The 15,531-nt window shown below is 61.7% G+C and carries 13 protein-coding genes; 6 read left to right on the top strand and 7 right to left on the bottom strand.

The window, feature by feature from the left end:
• Window position 1: 1 nt before the first annotated feature.
• From QMK32_RS17830 to QMK32_RS17810, 5 genes are read right to left on the bottom strand one after another with little or no spacing between them, the layout of a single operon-like run.
• Complete coding sequence (locus QMK32_RS17830; protein ID WP_283476488.1) at window positions 2-1,276, bottom strand: cysteine desulfurase; 1,275 nt, start codon at window positions 1,274-1,276, stop codon at window positions 2-4.
• Window positions 1,277-1,278: 2 nt separating this feature from the next.
• Window positions 1,279-2,055 carry a Fe-S cluster assembly ATPase SufC gene (sufC, locus tag QMK32_RS17825; RefSeq protein ID WP_269305686.1) on the bottom strand — a complete coding sequence of 259 codons (777 nt, stop codon included), beginning with the start codon at window positions 2,053-2,055 and terminating at the stop codon, window positions 1,279-1,281.
• A gap of 42 nt (window positions 2,056-2,097) precedes the next feature.
• Entirely contained in the window at window positions 2,098-3,321 is a 1,224-nt protein-coding gene (gene sufD, locus QMK32_RS17820) for a Fe-S cluster assembly protein SufD (protein ID WP_283476487.1), read from the bottom strand.
• A complete protein-coding gene (gene sufB, locus QMK32_RS17815) occupies window positions 3,322-4,785 on the bottom strand; it encodes a Fe-S cluster assembly protein SufB (protein ID WP_088943144.1) in 1,464 nt (487 codons plus the stop codon). It lies immediately after the preceding gene.
• A complete protein-coding gene (locus QMK32_RS17810; protein WP_283476572.1) occupies window positions 4,782-5,558 on the bottom strand; it encodes a helix-turn-helix transcriptional regulator in 777 nt (258 codons plus the stop codon). Before QMK32_RS17810 ends, sufB begins: the two co-directional genes overlap by 4 nt.
• A gap of 282 nt (window positions 5,559-5,840) precedes the next feature.
• Between QMK32_RS17810 and mptB the strand changes: the two genes are divergently transcribed.
• The 4 genes from mptB (at window position 5,841) to QMK32_RS17790 (ending at window position 10,318) form a co-directional block, all read left to right on the top strand.
• The gene (mptB, locus tag QMK32_RS17805; RefSeq protein ID WP_502943684.1) at window positions 5,841-7,496 is read left to right on the top strand and encodes a polyprenol phosphomannose-dependent alpha 1,6 mannosyltransferase MptB; all 1,656 of its coding nucleotides are present in this window, start codon (window positions 5,841-5,843) and stop codon (window positions 7,494-7,496) included.
• Complete coding sequence (locus tag QMK32_RS17800; protein WP_283476485.1) at window positions 7,493-8,437, top strand: ABC transporter ATP-binding protein; 945 nt, start codon at window positions 7,493-7,495, stop codon at window positions 8,435-8,437. Before mptB ends, QMK32_RS17800 begins: the two co-directional genes overlap by 4 nt.
• Window positions 8,434-9,234, top strand: coding sequence for an ABC transporter permease (locus QMK32_RS17795; protein ID WP_283476483.1), 801 nt, complete (start codon window positions 8,434-8,436; stop codon window positions 9,232-9,234). The genes QMK32_RS17800 and QMK32_RS17795 overlap by 4 nt, the downstream gene beginning before the upstream one ends.
• A gap of 79 nt (window positions 9,235-9,313) precedes the next feature.
• Complete coding sequence (locus tag QMK32_RS17790; protein ID WP_283476481.1) at window positions 9,314-10,318, top strand: COX15/CtaA family protein; 1,005 nt, start codon at window positions 9,314-9,316, stop codon at window positions 10,316-10,318.
• Window positions 10,319-10,414: 96 nt separating this feature from the next.
• Here the strand turns inward: QMK32_RS17790 and QMK32_RS17785 are convergent, their stop codons facing one another.
• Entirely contained in the window at window positions 10,415-10,810 is a 396-nt protein-coding gene (locus QMK32_RS17785; RefSeq protein ID WP_283476480.1) for a hypothetical protein, read from the bottom strand.
• Window positions 10,811-10,961: 151 nt separating this feature from the next.
• Window positions 10,962-11,984 (bottom strand): heme o synthase, encoded by a 1,023-nt coding sequence (locus QMK32_RS17780; protein WP_283476478.1) that lies wholly within the window; start codon window positions 11,982-11,984, stop codon window positions 10,962-10,964.
• A 318-nt stretch (window positions 11,985-12,302) separates the two neighbouring features.
• On the opposite strand from QMK32_RS17780, the gene tkt reads away from it, so the two are divergent.
• Both tkt and tal read left to right on the top strand, forming a co-directional pair.
• Complete coding sequence (tkt, locus tag QMK32_RS17775; RefSeq protein WP_283476477.1) at window positions 12,303-14,399, top strand: transketolase; 2,097 nt, start codon at window positions 12,303-12,305, stop codon at window positions 14,397-14,399.
• A gap of 5 nt (window positions 14,400-14,404) precedes the next feature.
• Window positions 14,405-15,529: a transaldolase gene (tal, locus tag QMK32_RS17770; protein WP_283476476.1), complete on the top strand. Its 1,125-nt coding sequence runs from the start codon at window positions 14,405-14,407 to the stop codon at window positions 15,527-15,529.
• The last annotated feature ends 2 nt before the right edge of the window (window positions 15,530-15,531 follow it).

The raw sequence follows: 15,531 nt of genomic DNA, 5'->3' as shown, positions 1-15,531 counted from the left end.
GTCAGGCAGCACCCCTGGTCCCGAAGAACTTCTGGGCGTGCTCGATCGCCGAACCCAGCGCATCTACTTCATCGAACGTGTTGTACAGAGCAAACGACGCTCTCGCAGTGGCTGCGACACCGAAACGGCGGTGCAAAGGCCACGCGCAGTGGTGTCCGACGCGGATAGCAACACCGTCATCATCGAGAATCTGACCGAGATCGTGTGCGTGGACGCCGTCGACGACGAACGACACCGCTGACCCTCGATCGATGTTCTCGGTCGGTCCGATCACTCGAACACCCTCGATATTCGCAAGCATGTCGAGTGTCGCTCCGACGAGGGTGTGCTCGTGCGCCGCAATTGCGTCCATACCGATCGACTCGAGATAAGCGACCGCTGCGCCGAGTCCGACCACCTGAGAAGCCATCGGTACGCCCGCTTCGAACCGCTGAGGCGGCGGCGCGTAAGTGGTCTTCTCCATTGTCACTGTCTCGATCATCGAACCGCCTGTCACGAATGGCGGCATCGCGTCGAGGAGTTCTGCTTTGCCGTACAAAACGCCGACGCCCGACGGCGCCAGCATCTTGTGTCCCGAGAACGCCGCGTAGTCGACATCGAGTGCATGAAAGTCCACGCTCATATGCGGCACGGACTGGCATGCGTCGAGCACGACGAGCGCCCCGACCTCACGAGCCCGTCGAACGAGCTCGGCAACAGGTGACACCGCGCCCGTCACGTTCGACTGATGAGTGAACGCGACAACCTTGACCGCATCGGTGAGCTTCAGAGAATCGAGATCGATCCGTCCCTCGTCGGTCACGCCGAACCATCGCAGCGTGGCACCGGTTCGTCTGGCTAATTCCTGCCACGGCACTAGGTTGGCGTGATGCTCGAGTTCCGTGATCACGATCTCGTCGCCAGGTCCGACGTGGCGATCGAATCGATCGTCTCCGAGAACATAGGTGACGAGATTGAGCGCCTCGGTGGCGTTCTTGGTGAACACGAGTTCACCGGCGTCCGCACCGACGAACGACGCGATGGCGGCGCGGGCGCCCTCGTACGCGTCGGTCGCTTCTTCGGCGAGCTGATGTGCGCCACGATGAACCGCGGCGTTGCACGTCAGCAGAAACTCACGTTCTGCGTCGAGAACCTGGACCGGGCGCTGAGATGTAGCACCCGAGTCCAAGTACACCAACGGCTTACCGTCGCGAACCGTACGCGAAAGAATCGGAAAATCGGCACGGATCGAGCTGACATCCAATGTGCTGTTCGACAGAGCTGCTGGTGCAGCCATACTTACGCTCCTGTGGTCGCAGGCTGAGTGAAATCGGTGTAGCCATCGGCCTCGAGCTCGTCTGCCAACTCTGCTCCACCGGACTTCACGATCTCGCCATCGACGAACACGTGAACGAAGTCGGGCTTGATGTAGCGGAGAATCCGCGTGTAGTGCGTGATCAACAGAACGCCGCCGTTCTCGCGTTCCTTGTACTTGTTGACACCCTCCGAAACGACTCGGAGCGCATCGACGTCGAGACCGGAGTCGGTCTCGTCGAGGATGGCGATCTTGGGCTTCAGCATTCCGAGCTGCAGGATCTCGTGGCGCTTCTTCTCACCACCGGAGAAGCCTTCGTTGACGTTCCGCTCGAGGAAAGCCGCATCGATTTCGAGTTCGGACAGGGCCGTCTTGGCTTCCTTGACCCAGTGCCGAAGCTTCGGAGCCTCACCGCGGACAGCCGTCGCTGCAGTGCGGAGGAAGTTCGACATCGACACTCCGGGAACCTCGACCGGGTACTGCATCGCGAGGAACAAACCTGCGCGAGCCCGCTCGTCGACAGTCATCGCGAGCACATCTTCGCCGTCGAGCGTGATGGTGCCCGAGGTCACTGCGTACTTCGGGTGACCGGCGATGGCGTAGGACAACGTCGATTTACCGGATCCGTTGGGGCCCATGATCGCGTGTGTTTCACCGGACTTCACGGTCAGGTTCACACCCTTGAGGATGTTGATGGGCTCAGCGGTTGTGTCGGAGTTTGCGACGCTGACGTGCAGGTCGCGGATTTCGAGCGTGGACATGAAATTTTCCTTACGAATGTCGATAAGTACGGGAGCCGGAATTTACGAGCCGACGAGGGCCAGTTCGGCCTCGATCGCGGCATCGAGTCGCTCACGAACCGCGGGGACCGGAATCTTGTCGATGACTTCGTGGAAGAAGCCGCGCACGACGAGTCGTCGAGCCACTTCCTCGGAGATTCCTCTGGACCGGAGGTAGAAAAGCTGTTCGTCGTCGAACCTGCCGGTCGCACTGGCGTGGCCTGCACCGACGATCTCGCCGGTTTCGATCTCGAGATTCGGTACCGAATCGGCGCGTGCGCCGTCTGTCAGAACCAGGTTGCGGTTCAATTCGAAGGTTTCGGTTCCCTCTGCTTCAGCCCGGATCAGAACGTCGCCGATCCATACGGTGTGGGCATCGTGCTTACCGACACCGACCTCGCCCTGCAGGGCACCCTTGTACATGACATTCGACTTGCAATGCGGCGCCGAATGATCGACGAGCAAACGCTGCTCCAGATGCTGACCCGCATCGGCGAAGTAGACGCCGAGGAGGTTTGCATCGCCGCCGGGAGCGTCGTAATGCACGGTCGGGCTGATGCGAACCAGATCGCCACCGAGACTGACGTTGAAGTGCCTCAGTGTCGCGTCGCGGCCGAGCCGAGCGTGGTGAGCTCCGACGTGCACTGCGTCGGACTCCCATTCCTGGATCAGTACGACCGAGAGGTTGGCTCCGTCGCCGATGACGAACTCGATATTCTCTGCGTAGGTGCCCGATCCGACCTGGTCGATCACCACCGTCGCCTTGGCGAACTTATCCAGGCGAATCTGCAGGTGTCCGTATGAGACGGCGTCGATGCCAGGCCCGGTGACTGTGATCTGCACAGGCTCGACGACCTCGTTCTCGGACGCCACCGAGACGATCGTAGCCTCGGTAAATGCCGAATACGCTTGCGCAGCAATGCGATCCGCGGGAACGCCGGCGACACCGATACGTACATCGTCACGGCCGACCGTCTCCACTGTCACACCCTCGGGTGCCTGGACGAGAACGTCGGACCCGGCGGTGGCCACCGCCGAACCGTCGTGCAGCCCCTTGAGTCGACGAATCGGCGTAAATCTCCACAGCTCGTCACGGCTGGAGGGGACCTCGAAGGCGTTGACATCGTACGAGGTGAATTGAGCACCCTTGTTCGCAACGATGGCCGACTTGTCCTCGGCCGCTGGATTCTCCGACGCTACGGCGCCCTGAACTCCTGTGAGCGACTCTTCTGTATTCGAATTGGTCACTTAACCGACCGACCCTTCCATCTGAAGCTCGATGAGCCGGTTCAGCTCGAGTGCATATTCCATCGGAAGCTCACGCGCGATCGGTTCGACGAATCCGCGCACCACCATCGCCATCGCTTCGTCCTCGGTGAGGCCACGGCTCATCAGGTAGAACAGTTGGTCGTCACTGACCTTCGAGACTGTCGCCTCGTGGCCCATTGACACGTCGTCTTCGCGGATGTCGACATAGGGATATGTATCCGAGCGCGAGATATTGTCGACGAGAAGTGCATCGCACTTGACGGTCGAGCGGGACCCATAGGCTCCCTTGTTGATCTTGACCAATCCTCGGTACGAAGTCCGTCCTCCACCGCGAGCTACGGACTTGCTCACGATGTTCGATGACGTGTGCGGCGCGAGGTGCAGCATCTTCGAGCCCGTGTCCTGGTGCTGGTCGGGGCCGGCGAACGCCACGGACAGGACCTCACCCTTGGCGTACTCACCCGTCATCCATACAGCGGGGTACTTCATGGTGACCTTTGAGCCGATGTTGCCGTCGACCCACTCCATCGTGGCGCCTGCTTCTGCCTTCGCACGCTTGGTCACCAGGTTGTAGACATTGTTGGACCAGTTCTGGATAGTCGTGTAACGGCAACGACCACCCTTCTTGACGATGATCTCCACAACGGCCGAGTGCAACGAGTCCGACTTGTAGATGGGTGCGGTGCAGCCCTCGACGTAGTGCACGTAGGCACCCTCGTCGACGATGATCAGAGTGCGCTCGAACTGCCCCATGTTCTCGGTGTTGATCCGGAAGTAGGCCTGCAGCGGGATGTCGACATGGACGCCTGGCGGGATGTAGATGAAGGATCCACCCGACCAGACCGCGGCGTTCAGCGCGGAGAACTTGTTGTCCCCTGCAGGGATGACCGTGCCGAAGTACTCGCGAAAGAGTTCGGGCTGTTCCTTGAGCGCAGTATCGGTGTCGAGAAAGAGCACCCCTTGCGCTTCCAGGTCCTCGCGGATCGAGTGGTAGACGACCTCGGACTCGTACTGCGCGGCAACGCCGGATACGAGACGCTGCTTCTCGGCCTCAGGGATACCTAGCTTGTCGTAGGTGTTCTTGATGTCCTCGGGAAGATCTTCCCAGGTCGCAGCCTGCTTCTCGCTGGAGCGAACGAAGTACTTGATGTTGTCGAAGTGGATACCTTCGAGGTCCGCGCCCCAGTTGGGCATGGGCTTGCGGTCGAACGTCTTCAGTGCCTTCAGACGCGACTCCAGCATCCATTCGGGCTCGCTCTTCTTCGCCGAGATGTCACGCACCACCAACTCGGAGAGTCCACGCTTGGCGCTGGCTCCGGCGACGTCGGAGTCCGACCAACCGAAACCGTAAGTACCCAGCGACGCAATCGTCTCGTCCTGAGTAAGAGGAGCAGCGGGGGTCAGCGGCGCAACGGGTGTCACCTGGTCTGGTGTGACGGTCATGCGAGCTCCTTCCGGGGGCTTGTGCGATCTCCGGTACTGGGCTGAGCACCGGAAGTTATGGATGAGGCGGGGTGGGGCATGGAATTCGACTTTTTCGAAATCTCGGGGCGGTTTCGACCGGTGAAAGGAACATGCGTAGTGCAGGCGCAATCGCCGTTCGCGATGGTCGCCAGTCGTTGCACGTGAGTTCCGAGTAAATCGGAGAAGGCTTGCCGTTCGGCGTCGCACAGCTCAGGAAACTCGGAGGCCACATGCGAGACGGGGCAGTGGTGTTGACAGATCTGCACGCCGTTGCCTACCTGACGGGTCGTCGCGGCAAATCCTGCAGCTGTGAACGCGTCGGCGATCCGATCCGCTGCTTCTTCCACGTCCACAGGTCGACTTCCCACCGCCGGCTCGACGTCGGCCACGATGGCTTCGACGCGCTGGCGTGCGAAGGCCTCGATCGCACGGTCCCCGCCGATCTTGCGTAACTGACGCATTGCTGCGCCTGCAAGATCGTCGTAGGTGTGTCCAAGCCTGCTGCGACCGACTGCAGTCAACTGGAAATGCTTGGCCGGTCTTCCACGGCCTCGTTGGGTGACGACGGTAGAGGAGGTTATTCGCGCCTCACCGCTGTCGATGAGTGCTTCGAGATGTCGTCTGACCCCGGCAGCACTGAGGCCCAGACGGGTACCGATATCGGAGGCGCTGATCGGGCCCTCTTCGAGAAGTAGGGTGACAACAGCTCCCCGCGTCTGGCCTTCGTGACCGACAACAGCTGAACCCGTCACCGTGGAGGTGGTGCCGCGACGTGCGCGTTCTCCCCCATGCGTGGTACTCGCTGATGATTTCACAACACCAGTGTGACGGAATTAGCCGGTATGGTCCACCAAGGGTGCCCTACTTCACCAGAGTCGGGACCAGGAAATATTGGCGCGGTCTTCATCTGCTGCCGAATCTCCCCCGGATGCACTGCGATCGACGGGCTGTGCAGAGTCACAGATACGCTGCCATTCGTGTCGACGACCCCAGCCGAGAAGCAAACCGCCGAAAAATCCGGCGTGCAACTTCGCATCGTCGCCCCACTTCGCAAGCTGGTCGGCCTCGATACCGATCGACCCACACCGACCGTCGCTGCCTTACACGGCGACGAGGCCGAGGCGCCGGGCCTGAACAAGACCGAGACGGCACAGCTCCGCGGAGTCCGGCGCTTCGGCGCAGTGGGTTCGATTCTGATGGCGATCGGTGCGCTCGGGGCAGGCGCCCAACCTGTTTTGCAGAACCCGGTCGTCGGTGTTCGCATTCTGAGTCTTCCCTCCCGCATGGCCAGCTCCGCGCTGACCATCACCATGACGGGCACCGTCATGGTTGTCCTCGCCTGGCTCCTCCTCGGGCGATTCGCGGTCGGGCGTCTACGTGATGGAACTGTTCCGAGAAGGCTGAGCAGATCACAGTTGGACCGAACGCTGCTGCTGTGGATCTTGCCACTGTGCGTGGCACCACCGATGTTCAGCAAAGACGTCTACTCCTACTTGGCACAGAGCGAGATCACCGCACGGGGTCTCGACCCGTACGAGATCGGGCCTGCTGGGGCCCTCGGCGTCGACAACGTCCTCACCCGGACCGTGCCGAACATTTGGCGTGAAACCCCCGCGCCTTACGGTCCGCTGTTCTTGTGGATGGGTCGCGGCATCACGTGGTTGACCGGTGAGAACATCGTTGCCGGGATCTTCCTGCACCGTCTTCTGGCCCTCGCAGGTGTCGCGATGATCGTGTGGGCACTCCCCCGGTTGGCGCGTCGATGTGGCGTCGCGGCGGTCAGTGCATTGTGGCTCGGTGCGGCCAACCCACTCCTCCTCTTCCACCTGGTGGCGGGCATACACAACGAAGCGCTGATGATCGGTCTCATGCTTGCCGGGCTGGAGATCGCACTAAGTGCCGTCGAGTCCAGTTCTCCGATTCGCGCGCCGTCTTTGCTTCTCCTGCTCTCCGGTTCTGCATTGATTGCGCTTTCGTCTACCGTGAAAATTCCGTCCTTGCTCGCGCTCGGTTTCGTCGGGATGGCATTGGCCCGAAGATGGGGCGGGACCGTCCGAGCCGTACTGAGTGCAGCGGCAATCCTTGGGCTTGTCACCGTCGTGGTGCATGTCGGAGTCAGCCTGGGTAGCGGCCTGGGCTTCGGCTGGATCAACACCCTCGACACTGCCAGTGTCGTGAGGAGTTGGATGTCCATTCCCACGATCCTGGGAATCGGAACCGGATTCGTCGGTGTATTGCTCGGGCTCGGCGACCACACGACCGCGGTGCTCGGCCTCACTCGACCGATCGCAGCGGCTGTCGCCGCCTTCGTTGCTCTTCGCATGCTCGTAGCCGTACTGAAGGGGCGGTTGCATCCGGTGGGCGCACTCGGTGTCGCACTCGGCGCTCTCGTTCTGCTGTTCCCGGTCGTCCAGCCGTGGTATTTGCTGTGGGCAGTGATACCCCTGGCCGCCTGGGCGACCCGCCCGGCTTTCCGCGTTCCGGCAATCGTGTTTTCTTCCATCGTCAGTGTCATCTTGATGCCCAACGGGAGCGAGTATTTGCCGTTTCAAATCGTTCAGGCCGCCGTCATGATGATTCTGACTGTCGGTCTCATGTTCTTCATCACCCGCAATCGACTGCCCTGGCGGTCGAACCTCGGGCCGTCGGCAAACACCACCGCCGCCGGGGCATACGCTGGATCCTCGTGATCGTTAGCGCGTCGAGTTCGACGCATCCTGCCGTGCAGCTCACCGGTGTACGAAAGACGTACGGCGGTATCGCAGCCGTCGACGGACTCGACATCACCGTCGAGAGGGGTCAAGTTCTAGCCCTCCTCGGCCCGAACGGAGCGGGAAAGACCACGACGGTGGAGATGTGTGAGGGATTCGTCACCCCTGAATCCGGGTCCGTTCGGGTTCTCGGCCTCGACCCCATCGCGCAATCGGTACAGCTGCGACCACGTATTGGGGTCATGCTGCAGGGCGGCGGTGCGTATCCAGGCTCGAAAGCGGGCGAGATGCTCCGCCTGGTTGCCTCGTATTCCGCAAACCCGTTGGACCCTGACTGGCTTCTGGACTGCCTGGGACTCGACCGCGCCGTGAAGACACCGTATCGACGCCTGTCCGGGGGGCAACAGCAACGGCTGGCACTCGCTTGCGCCATCGTGGGCCGCCCCGAACTCGTGTTTCTCGACGAGCCGACCGCAGGACTCGATGCCCAGGCTCGACTCCTCGTGTGGGAGTTGATCGACGCGCTGCGTCGGGACGGAGTGAGCGTTCTGCTCACAACCCACCTGATGGACGAAGCAGAGCAGCTCGCCGACGAACTGGTGATCATCGACCACGGCAAGATTGTCGCTTCCGGTACCGCTTCCGAGCTGACCAAACAGGGCGCGGAGGGGAGGCTGCGATTCAGTGCGCCGGCTGGACTCGATCTGACCTCGCTCGCCGAAGCACTACCGAGGGGGTACAGCCCTCATGAGGAAGGACCGGGCTCCTATGTCGTCGTGGGAGTCATCGAGCCCGGAATCCTCGTCATCGTCACCTCCTGGTGTGCTCGACAGGATGTATTGGCGACCGAACTTCAGGTAGACCAGCGCCGTCTGGAAGACGTCTTTCTGGAGCTGACAGGAAAAGAGTTGAGAAGATGACGATCAACGGTCACGACCGTCGTCCGGACAACCGATTCGATGTCGGATTGTTCACTCCGAATCCGACCCCCAACACAGCCGTTGCGATGCTCACAGCGCAGTCGGTCCTCGAACTCAAACTGTTGCTTCGCAACGGCGAGCAGTTGCTCCTGACGATGTTCATCCCGATCACCCTTTTGATCGGGCTCACGCTGCTGCCCCTCGGCGCGATGGGCGACCATCCGGTGGACCAGGTCGTCCCGGCCGTGATGATGGTGGCGATCATGTCCACTGCCTTCACCGGTCAAGCGATTGCAGTCGGCTTCGACCGCCGGTACGGCGCACTCAAACGCCTCGGAGCAACGGCACTACCCCGGTGGGGAGTCATCGGCGGCAAGAGCATCGCAGTAATGATGGTGGTAATCCTGCAAACCGTCGTGCTCGGCACGATCGCGGTGGCGCTGGGTTGGCGTCCCGACATTGTCGGGCTGGCGCTCGGAGCAGTGGTGATCGCATTGGGTACGGTGACATTCGCCACCATGGGACTGTTGCTCGGAGGCACACTCCGAGCCGAGATAGTCCTGGCATTGGCAAACATCTTGTGGTTCATCATGCTCGGAATCGGTAGCCTCGTCGTTCTCTCCGAAGACATGCCGACGGTGTTGCACACCATCGCCCGATTGGTTCCGTCGGGCGCGCTGGCCGAGGCGTTAGGACAAGCCGTCGATGGATCATGGGATTGGTTCGGCGTTGCGGTGCTCGCCGCCTGGGCTGCAGCCTGCGCTTGGCTCTCGGTCCGCACTTTCAAGTTCACGTGAGGGGTATCCCCGGCTCTCGCCGAGCACACAGCATGGGGTCAACGACGCTCTGTAGTTGACAGCCGTTTACCATCACAGAGTGCTGTATCGAGCGTTTCTCCGCGTCGTGGACCTGCTGCCGGTGCCTACCCTACGAGTGCAGAAGATCGTGGCATTCATCGTGATTCTGACTCAGGGCGGAATCGCCGTCACCGGGGCCATCGTGCGGGTGACGGCGTCGGGACTCGGTTGCCCGACGTGGCCGCAGTGCTTCCCAGGCAGTTTCACGCCGGTCGGCGTTTCGGAAGTTCCGGTTCTGCACCAGGCAGTCGAGTTCGGCAACCGGTTGTTGACCTTCGCCGTCGTACTTGTTGCAGCCCTGATAGTTCTCGCGGTCACACGTGCCCGGCGGCGTCGGGACGTACTTCTATTCGCCTGGCTCATGCCACTCGGAACCGTCGTACAGGCAGTGGTCGGCGGCTTCACCGTGCTGACCGGCCTGCTGTGGTGGACGGTTGCCGTACACCTCGTGCTGTCCATGATCATGGTCTGGCTCGCAACGCTGTTGTACTTCAAAGTGGCCGATCCCGATCCTGCGGGACCTTCTGTACCCACCGTTCCCGAACCGCTGCGATTGCTGACCTGTTTGTCTGCAATCGTGTTGGGAGGTGTCCTGATAGCCGGGACAATGGTGACCGGCGCGGGCCCACACGCAGGCGACAAAAGCATCGATGAACCTGTGCCGCGCCTCGGAATCGAGATCGTGACGCTAGTGCATCTGCACGCTCAACTGCTCGTGGGCTACTTGGCCCTTCTGGTCGGGCTGGGTTTTGCACTTTATGCGGTGAAGGCTCCGCTGACGATCAAATTCCGGTTGAAGGTACTGGTCGGCATCGTCCTGGCGCAGGCATTGGTGGGAGTCGTCCAGTACTTCACCGACGTGCCGGCCGTCCTGGTTGCAATCCATGTGGCAGGTGCAGGTGCGTGCACGGCCGCAACTGCCGCAGTCTGGGCGGCCTGTCGCACCCGCAGCTCCCTCGATGACGCGTCCGGCGACAAGCTACCTGGCGCCCGGACTGCAGCCGAAGCCGCTACCAACGAATAAAAGAGGAGAGATAGTCGGACTCCCCCTCAGACGACCGACTACCTCTCCTGCTTTCTTTGACGCACCCGATCGGTGAACGGTTCCGTCTTCTCCGAACTATTTTTCCATCGACGCGTTTCTGGCCTTGGGAAAGCGTGTCTGACGTGCGACCCATCCGGCCATCTTCCGGTAATGACCCGGTGCGGGGTTGACCGAACTGACGAGTTCGCGATCCCACTCCGACTCGGTCAAGTTGCCGGCGGCTTCGACCAAAGCACGTGCGACTGCCGGGCTTTCCACTACCTGATCACCCAATATCCCATCAGCGCCGACCATCGTCACACGTGTTCCGGCCCGTCCGACCGGCTGAATGACGACTTTGCCCGAACCGCCGTGTTCGCCGACGAAGGATCGGACGGCCGACAACGCACCAGCAGGCACATCGATTGTCGGGCCGGACTTGTTTCCGGAGGTCGAATCCTCGACGGATGGGTTCTTTGCATCGGTTGCCATGGTTCGACAATACCGCTGGGTAACAGGCATAGAACAGACAGGTCGGCACCGGATGCCACCCCGCGGCTGCAGGCAATCGAATCCCGCGCAGCCGATCGCACGAACCTGTCGCGGCAGCTGTTCGTCACCAGGACGCAAGGGGGGGTCGAACTCAGGACAACAGTTGAGTGAGCGTGTCCCAGCCGACCACGGAGTCCACGGCCAAGCCGCAGAAAACCAATGCCAGATACTCGTTCGAGAGGATGAAGAGCTTCATCGGCTTGACCGGAGTGCCCGCGCGGACACCTGAGTAGAGGCGATGGGCCACGGTGAGGAACCAAACGCCGGCCGCCACGGCGATCACGGCATAGATGACACCGGATCCGGGTGTGAGTGCCAACGTTGCAGCGACAGTTGCCCAGGCGTACAGAACGATGTGCTTCGTCACCTTCCGTTCGGATGCCACCGCCGGCAACATCGGAACGTTCGCAGCCTGGTAGTCCTCCTTATAACGGAGCATCAAAGCCCACGTGTGCGGAGGTGTCCACAGGAAGATGACGAGGAACATCACCACGGCCTGCCAGCCGATCGTGCCGGTGACCGCCGACCAGCCGATCATGACGGGCATGCAACCAGCGGCGCCGCCCCACACGACATTCTGCGACGTCCGGCGTTTGAGGACCAGGGTGTAGACGAAGATGTAGAAACAAATCGTGACGACGGCAAGGATGCCGCTGAGCAGGTTGGTGGTTGCCCACAACCAGAAGAACGAAATGACGCCGAGACTGACCCCGAACACGAAGGCGTGCGACACCGGCATCGCTCCACGAGCAAGAGGCCTCTTGGCAGTGCGAGCCATGATCTTGTCGATGTCGGCATCAGCGACCATGTTCAGACTGTTCGCACTGGCTGCCGCAAGCATTCCGCCGAACAGCGTGGTGAGAATCAGCATGGGCTGAACATGACCACGGTCGGCAAGCAACATCGCCGGAATCGTCGTCACCAGCAGCAGTTCGATCACTCGAGGCTTGGTCAGGGCGACATAGGCCATGAACAATGCCAAAGCCCGACGGGGGGCCGAAGTGGGACGACTCGGATCGGCTTCGCTTCCAGCGTCGGTACCGAGGTCGTTGTCCTCTGGATTGCTGGGACCGCTTGCGAATCCGTGGCCGCCGGACTGCTGCCCAATTCGCACTACGTCTCCTTGCACAGGCTCGAACACACATGAACATGGGTACGCGCGGTGGTCGCGGTCTGCGATTACCTACGTACTACTACAGGCGATGGTAGACGCCGAGCATCCCGGCTCCAATTCGCAGGCCCCCAAAGTGAGAAACATATCCCCTGCCGCCAACCGAGTACGGCCCGGGCAGCGAGTGCAGCGGAGCCCGACGGGGGGAAGGCACGACAATGAGCTGCCTCGGAACTAGGCTGGTGGTCGGCTGCATGTCGATCAAACGAAGATCGAACGCACGTCGGCCTCAATAATACGAATGTCAGGAGATCTCTGCTCGTGTCGACCACAGACGATATTGACGTCCTCACCACGGCGCACCACCCCAGCGACTGGACGGACCTGGACACCAGGGCGGTCGATACCGTCAGAGTCCTCGCTGCAGACGCGGTTCAAAAGGTCGGAAACGGTCACCCCGGGACGGCGATGAGTCTCGCGCCACTCGCGTACACGCTGTTCCAGCGGACCATGCGCCACGATCCGACCGACACCCACTGGATCGGTCGAGACCGCTTCGTGTTGTCTTGCGGGCATTCGAGCCTGACGCTGTACTTGCAGCTCTATTTCGGCGGATTCGGCCTCGAACTGATCGACATCGAGTCCCTACGCACGTTCGGGTCGAAGACCCCGGGCCACCCCGAGTTCCGGCACACCGACGGTGTCGAGATCACCACTGGGCCACTCGGTCAGGGACTGGCGTCGGCTGTCGGCATGTCCATGGCGTCACGACGTGAGCGGGGATTGTTCGATCCCGAGCCTGCCCTAGGCGCAAGTCCGTTCGACCACTTCATCTACGTCATCGCTTCCGATGGCGACATCGAAGAGGGAATCACGTCCGAGGCGTCCTCGCTTGCCGGCACCCAGCAGCTCGGCAACCTCATTCTCTTCTACGACGACAACAAGATTTCGATCGAGCACTCGACCGATATCGCATTGTCGGAAGACACCGCAGCACGCTACGAGGCGTACGGCTGGCACGTCCAGGTCGTCGAGGGCGGCGAGAACGTCACGGCCATCGAGGCAGCCATCGAGGCAGCCAAGGCGGTGACCGACAAGCCGTCGATCATCGTTCTGCGCACCATCATCGGCTTCCCCGCGCCGACGATGATGAACACCGGCGCCGTTCACGGTGCGGCGCTCGGCGAAGAAGAGATCGTGAAGGTCAAGAAGGCTCTCGGTTTCGACCCTGAGAAGACGTTCGAGGTGACCGACGAGGTCATCGCGCATACACGCACCCTCCAGGAACGCGGCCGCAAGGCGCACGAAGAGTGGAACATCGAATTCGACGCCTGGGCAGCGCGTGAGCCCGAGCGCAAGAAGTTGCTCGACCGTCTCACTCGAGGGACCCTCCCCGAAGGATGGACCGATGTCCTCCCGACCTGGGAGCCCGGCAGCAAGGCCATCGCCACCCGAGCAGCCTCCGGCGAGGTTCTCAACGCGGTAGGACCCGTTCTCCCGGAACTGTGGGGCGGATCGGCGGACCTCGCGGGCAGCAACAACACCACTATCAAGGGCGCCAAGTCGTTCGGCCCCACCTCGATCTCCACCGACGACTGGGATGCAGAGCCATACGGCAGGACCCTGCACTTCGGCATCCGCGAGCACGCAATGGGCGCCATTCTGAGCGGCATTGTCATGCACGGACCGACGCGCGCCTACGGCGGCACGTTCATGCAGTTCAGTGACTACATGCGCCCCGCTGTTCGGTTGGCGTCGCTGATGGACATCGATCCCATCTACGTGTGGACACACGACTCCATCGGTCTCGGCGAGGACGGCCCGACCCACCAACCGGTCGAGCACCTCGCTGCATTGCGCGCAATTCCGAATCTCTCGGTGGTCCGCCCAGGCGATGCCAACGAGACAGCCTTCGCATGGCAGGCCGTGCTGGCCAAGTCGAGCAGCAGTGGCCCGGTCGGGCTGGCGCTGACGCGTCAGGGCATCCCGGTCCTGGCAGGAACCAGCTATGAGGGTGTGTCCAAGGGCGGTTACATTCTGTCGGACTCCCCGACCGCACCCGACGTCATTCTCATCGGTACCGGCTCGGAACTCCAGTACGCGGTAGAGGCGCAGAAGCTGCTCGCAGAGCAGTCGATAGCCGCTCGCGTCGTATCGATGCCGTGTGTTGAGTGGTTCGAAAGCCAGGACCAGAACTACCGCGACCAGGTGATTCCACCCACGGTCAAAGCCCGCGTCTCGGTCGAGGCCGGAATCGCAATGCCGTGGTACAAGATCGTCGGAGGGTTCGGCGAGATCGTTTCGCTCGAGCACTACGGCGAGTCGGCGGACGCCAAAACACTGTTCCGCGAGTACGGATTCACAGCCGAGGCCGTCACCGCCGCCGCGCAGCGTTCGATCACCAATGTGAAGGGATGACAGACATGACCCAGAACAAGAATCTCGCCGCTCTCTCAGCCGCTGGAGTATCGGTATGGCTCGACGACCTGTCGCGTGACCGTATCTCCTCGGGCAACCTGCAGGAACTGATCGACAGCAAGAGTGTCGTCGGCGTGACGACCAATCCGTCGATCTTCCAGGCAGCGCTCAGCAAAGGCAACGCCTACGACGCTCAGGTGACCGAGCTGGCAGAGCGTGGTGCCGATGTCGACGCCACCATCCGCACAGTCACCACAGACGACGTACGAAACGCGTGCGACATCTTCACACCGGTCTTCGAGGCGACCGGTGGAGTCGACGGACGCGTTTCCATCGAGGTCGATCCACGCCTGGCACACGACACCGAGAAGACGATCGCTCAAGCGGTCGAGCTGTGGAAGATCGTCGACCGGCCGAACGTCCTGATCAAGATCCCCGCTACCGAGGCAGGCATCCCCGCCATCGCCAAGGTCATCGGTGAGGGGATCAGCGTCAACGTGACGCTGATCTTCTCCGTCGAACGCTACGAACTGGTCATCGGCGCATACCTCGAAGGCCTCGAAGCTGCTCGCGCCGCAGGGCACGACCTGTCGAAGATCCACTCGGTCGCGTCGTTCTTCGTCTCTCGCGTCGACACCGAGATCGATGCACGCCTGGACAAGATCGGCACCCCAGCCGCGAAGGACCTCCAGGGCAAGGCCGCGCTGGCGAACGCGCGACTCGCGTACGTGGCCTATCAGCAGGCGTTCGAGGTGGGCTCACGGTTCCACGATCTCGTTGGGTCCGGCGCTCGCCCGCAGCGTCCACTGTGGGCGTCGACCGGGGTCAAGAATCCGGCATACCCGGACACCTTGTACGTCACCGATCTGGTCTCCCCCAACACCGTGAACACGATGCCGGAAAAGACCATGGATGCGGTCGCCGATCATGGTGAGGTCACCGGTGACACTATTTCCGGTAAGGGCCCCGAATCCCAGGAAGTGTTCGACAAGCTTTCCGCTATCGGGATCGATATCTCGGACGTGTTCCTCACCCTTGAGAACGAAGGCGTCGAAAAGTTCGAGGCATCGTGGAACGAACTGCTCGAAGCCACCGGTGAGCAGCTTCGCCAAGCGGGCCAGAAGAGCTGATA

The sequence above is a fragment of the Rhodococcus sp. H29-C3 genome (genome assembly GCF_030063405.1).
Taxonomy (GTDB): Bacteria; Actinomycetota; Actinomycetes; order Mycobacteriales; family Mycobacteriaceae; genus Rhodococcoides.
The sequence above is the reverse complement of the archived record's forward strand: the minus strand, read 5'-3'. Positions and strand labels throughout refer to the sequence as shown.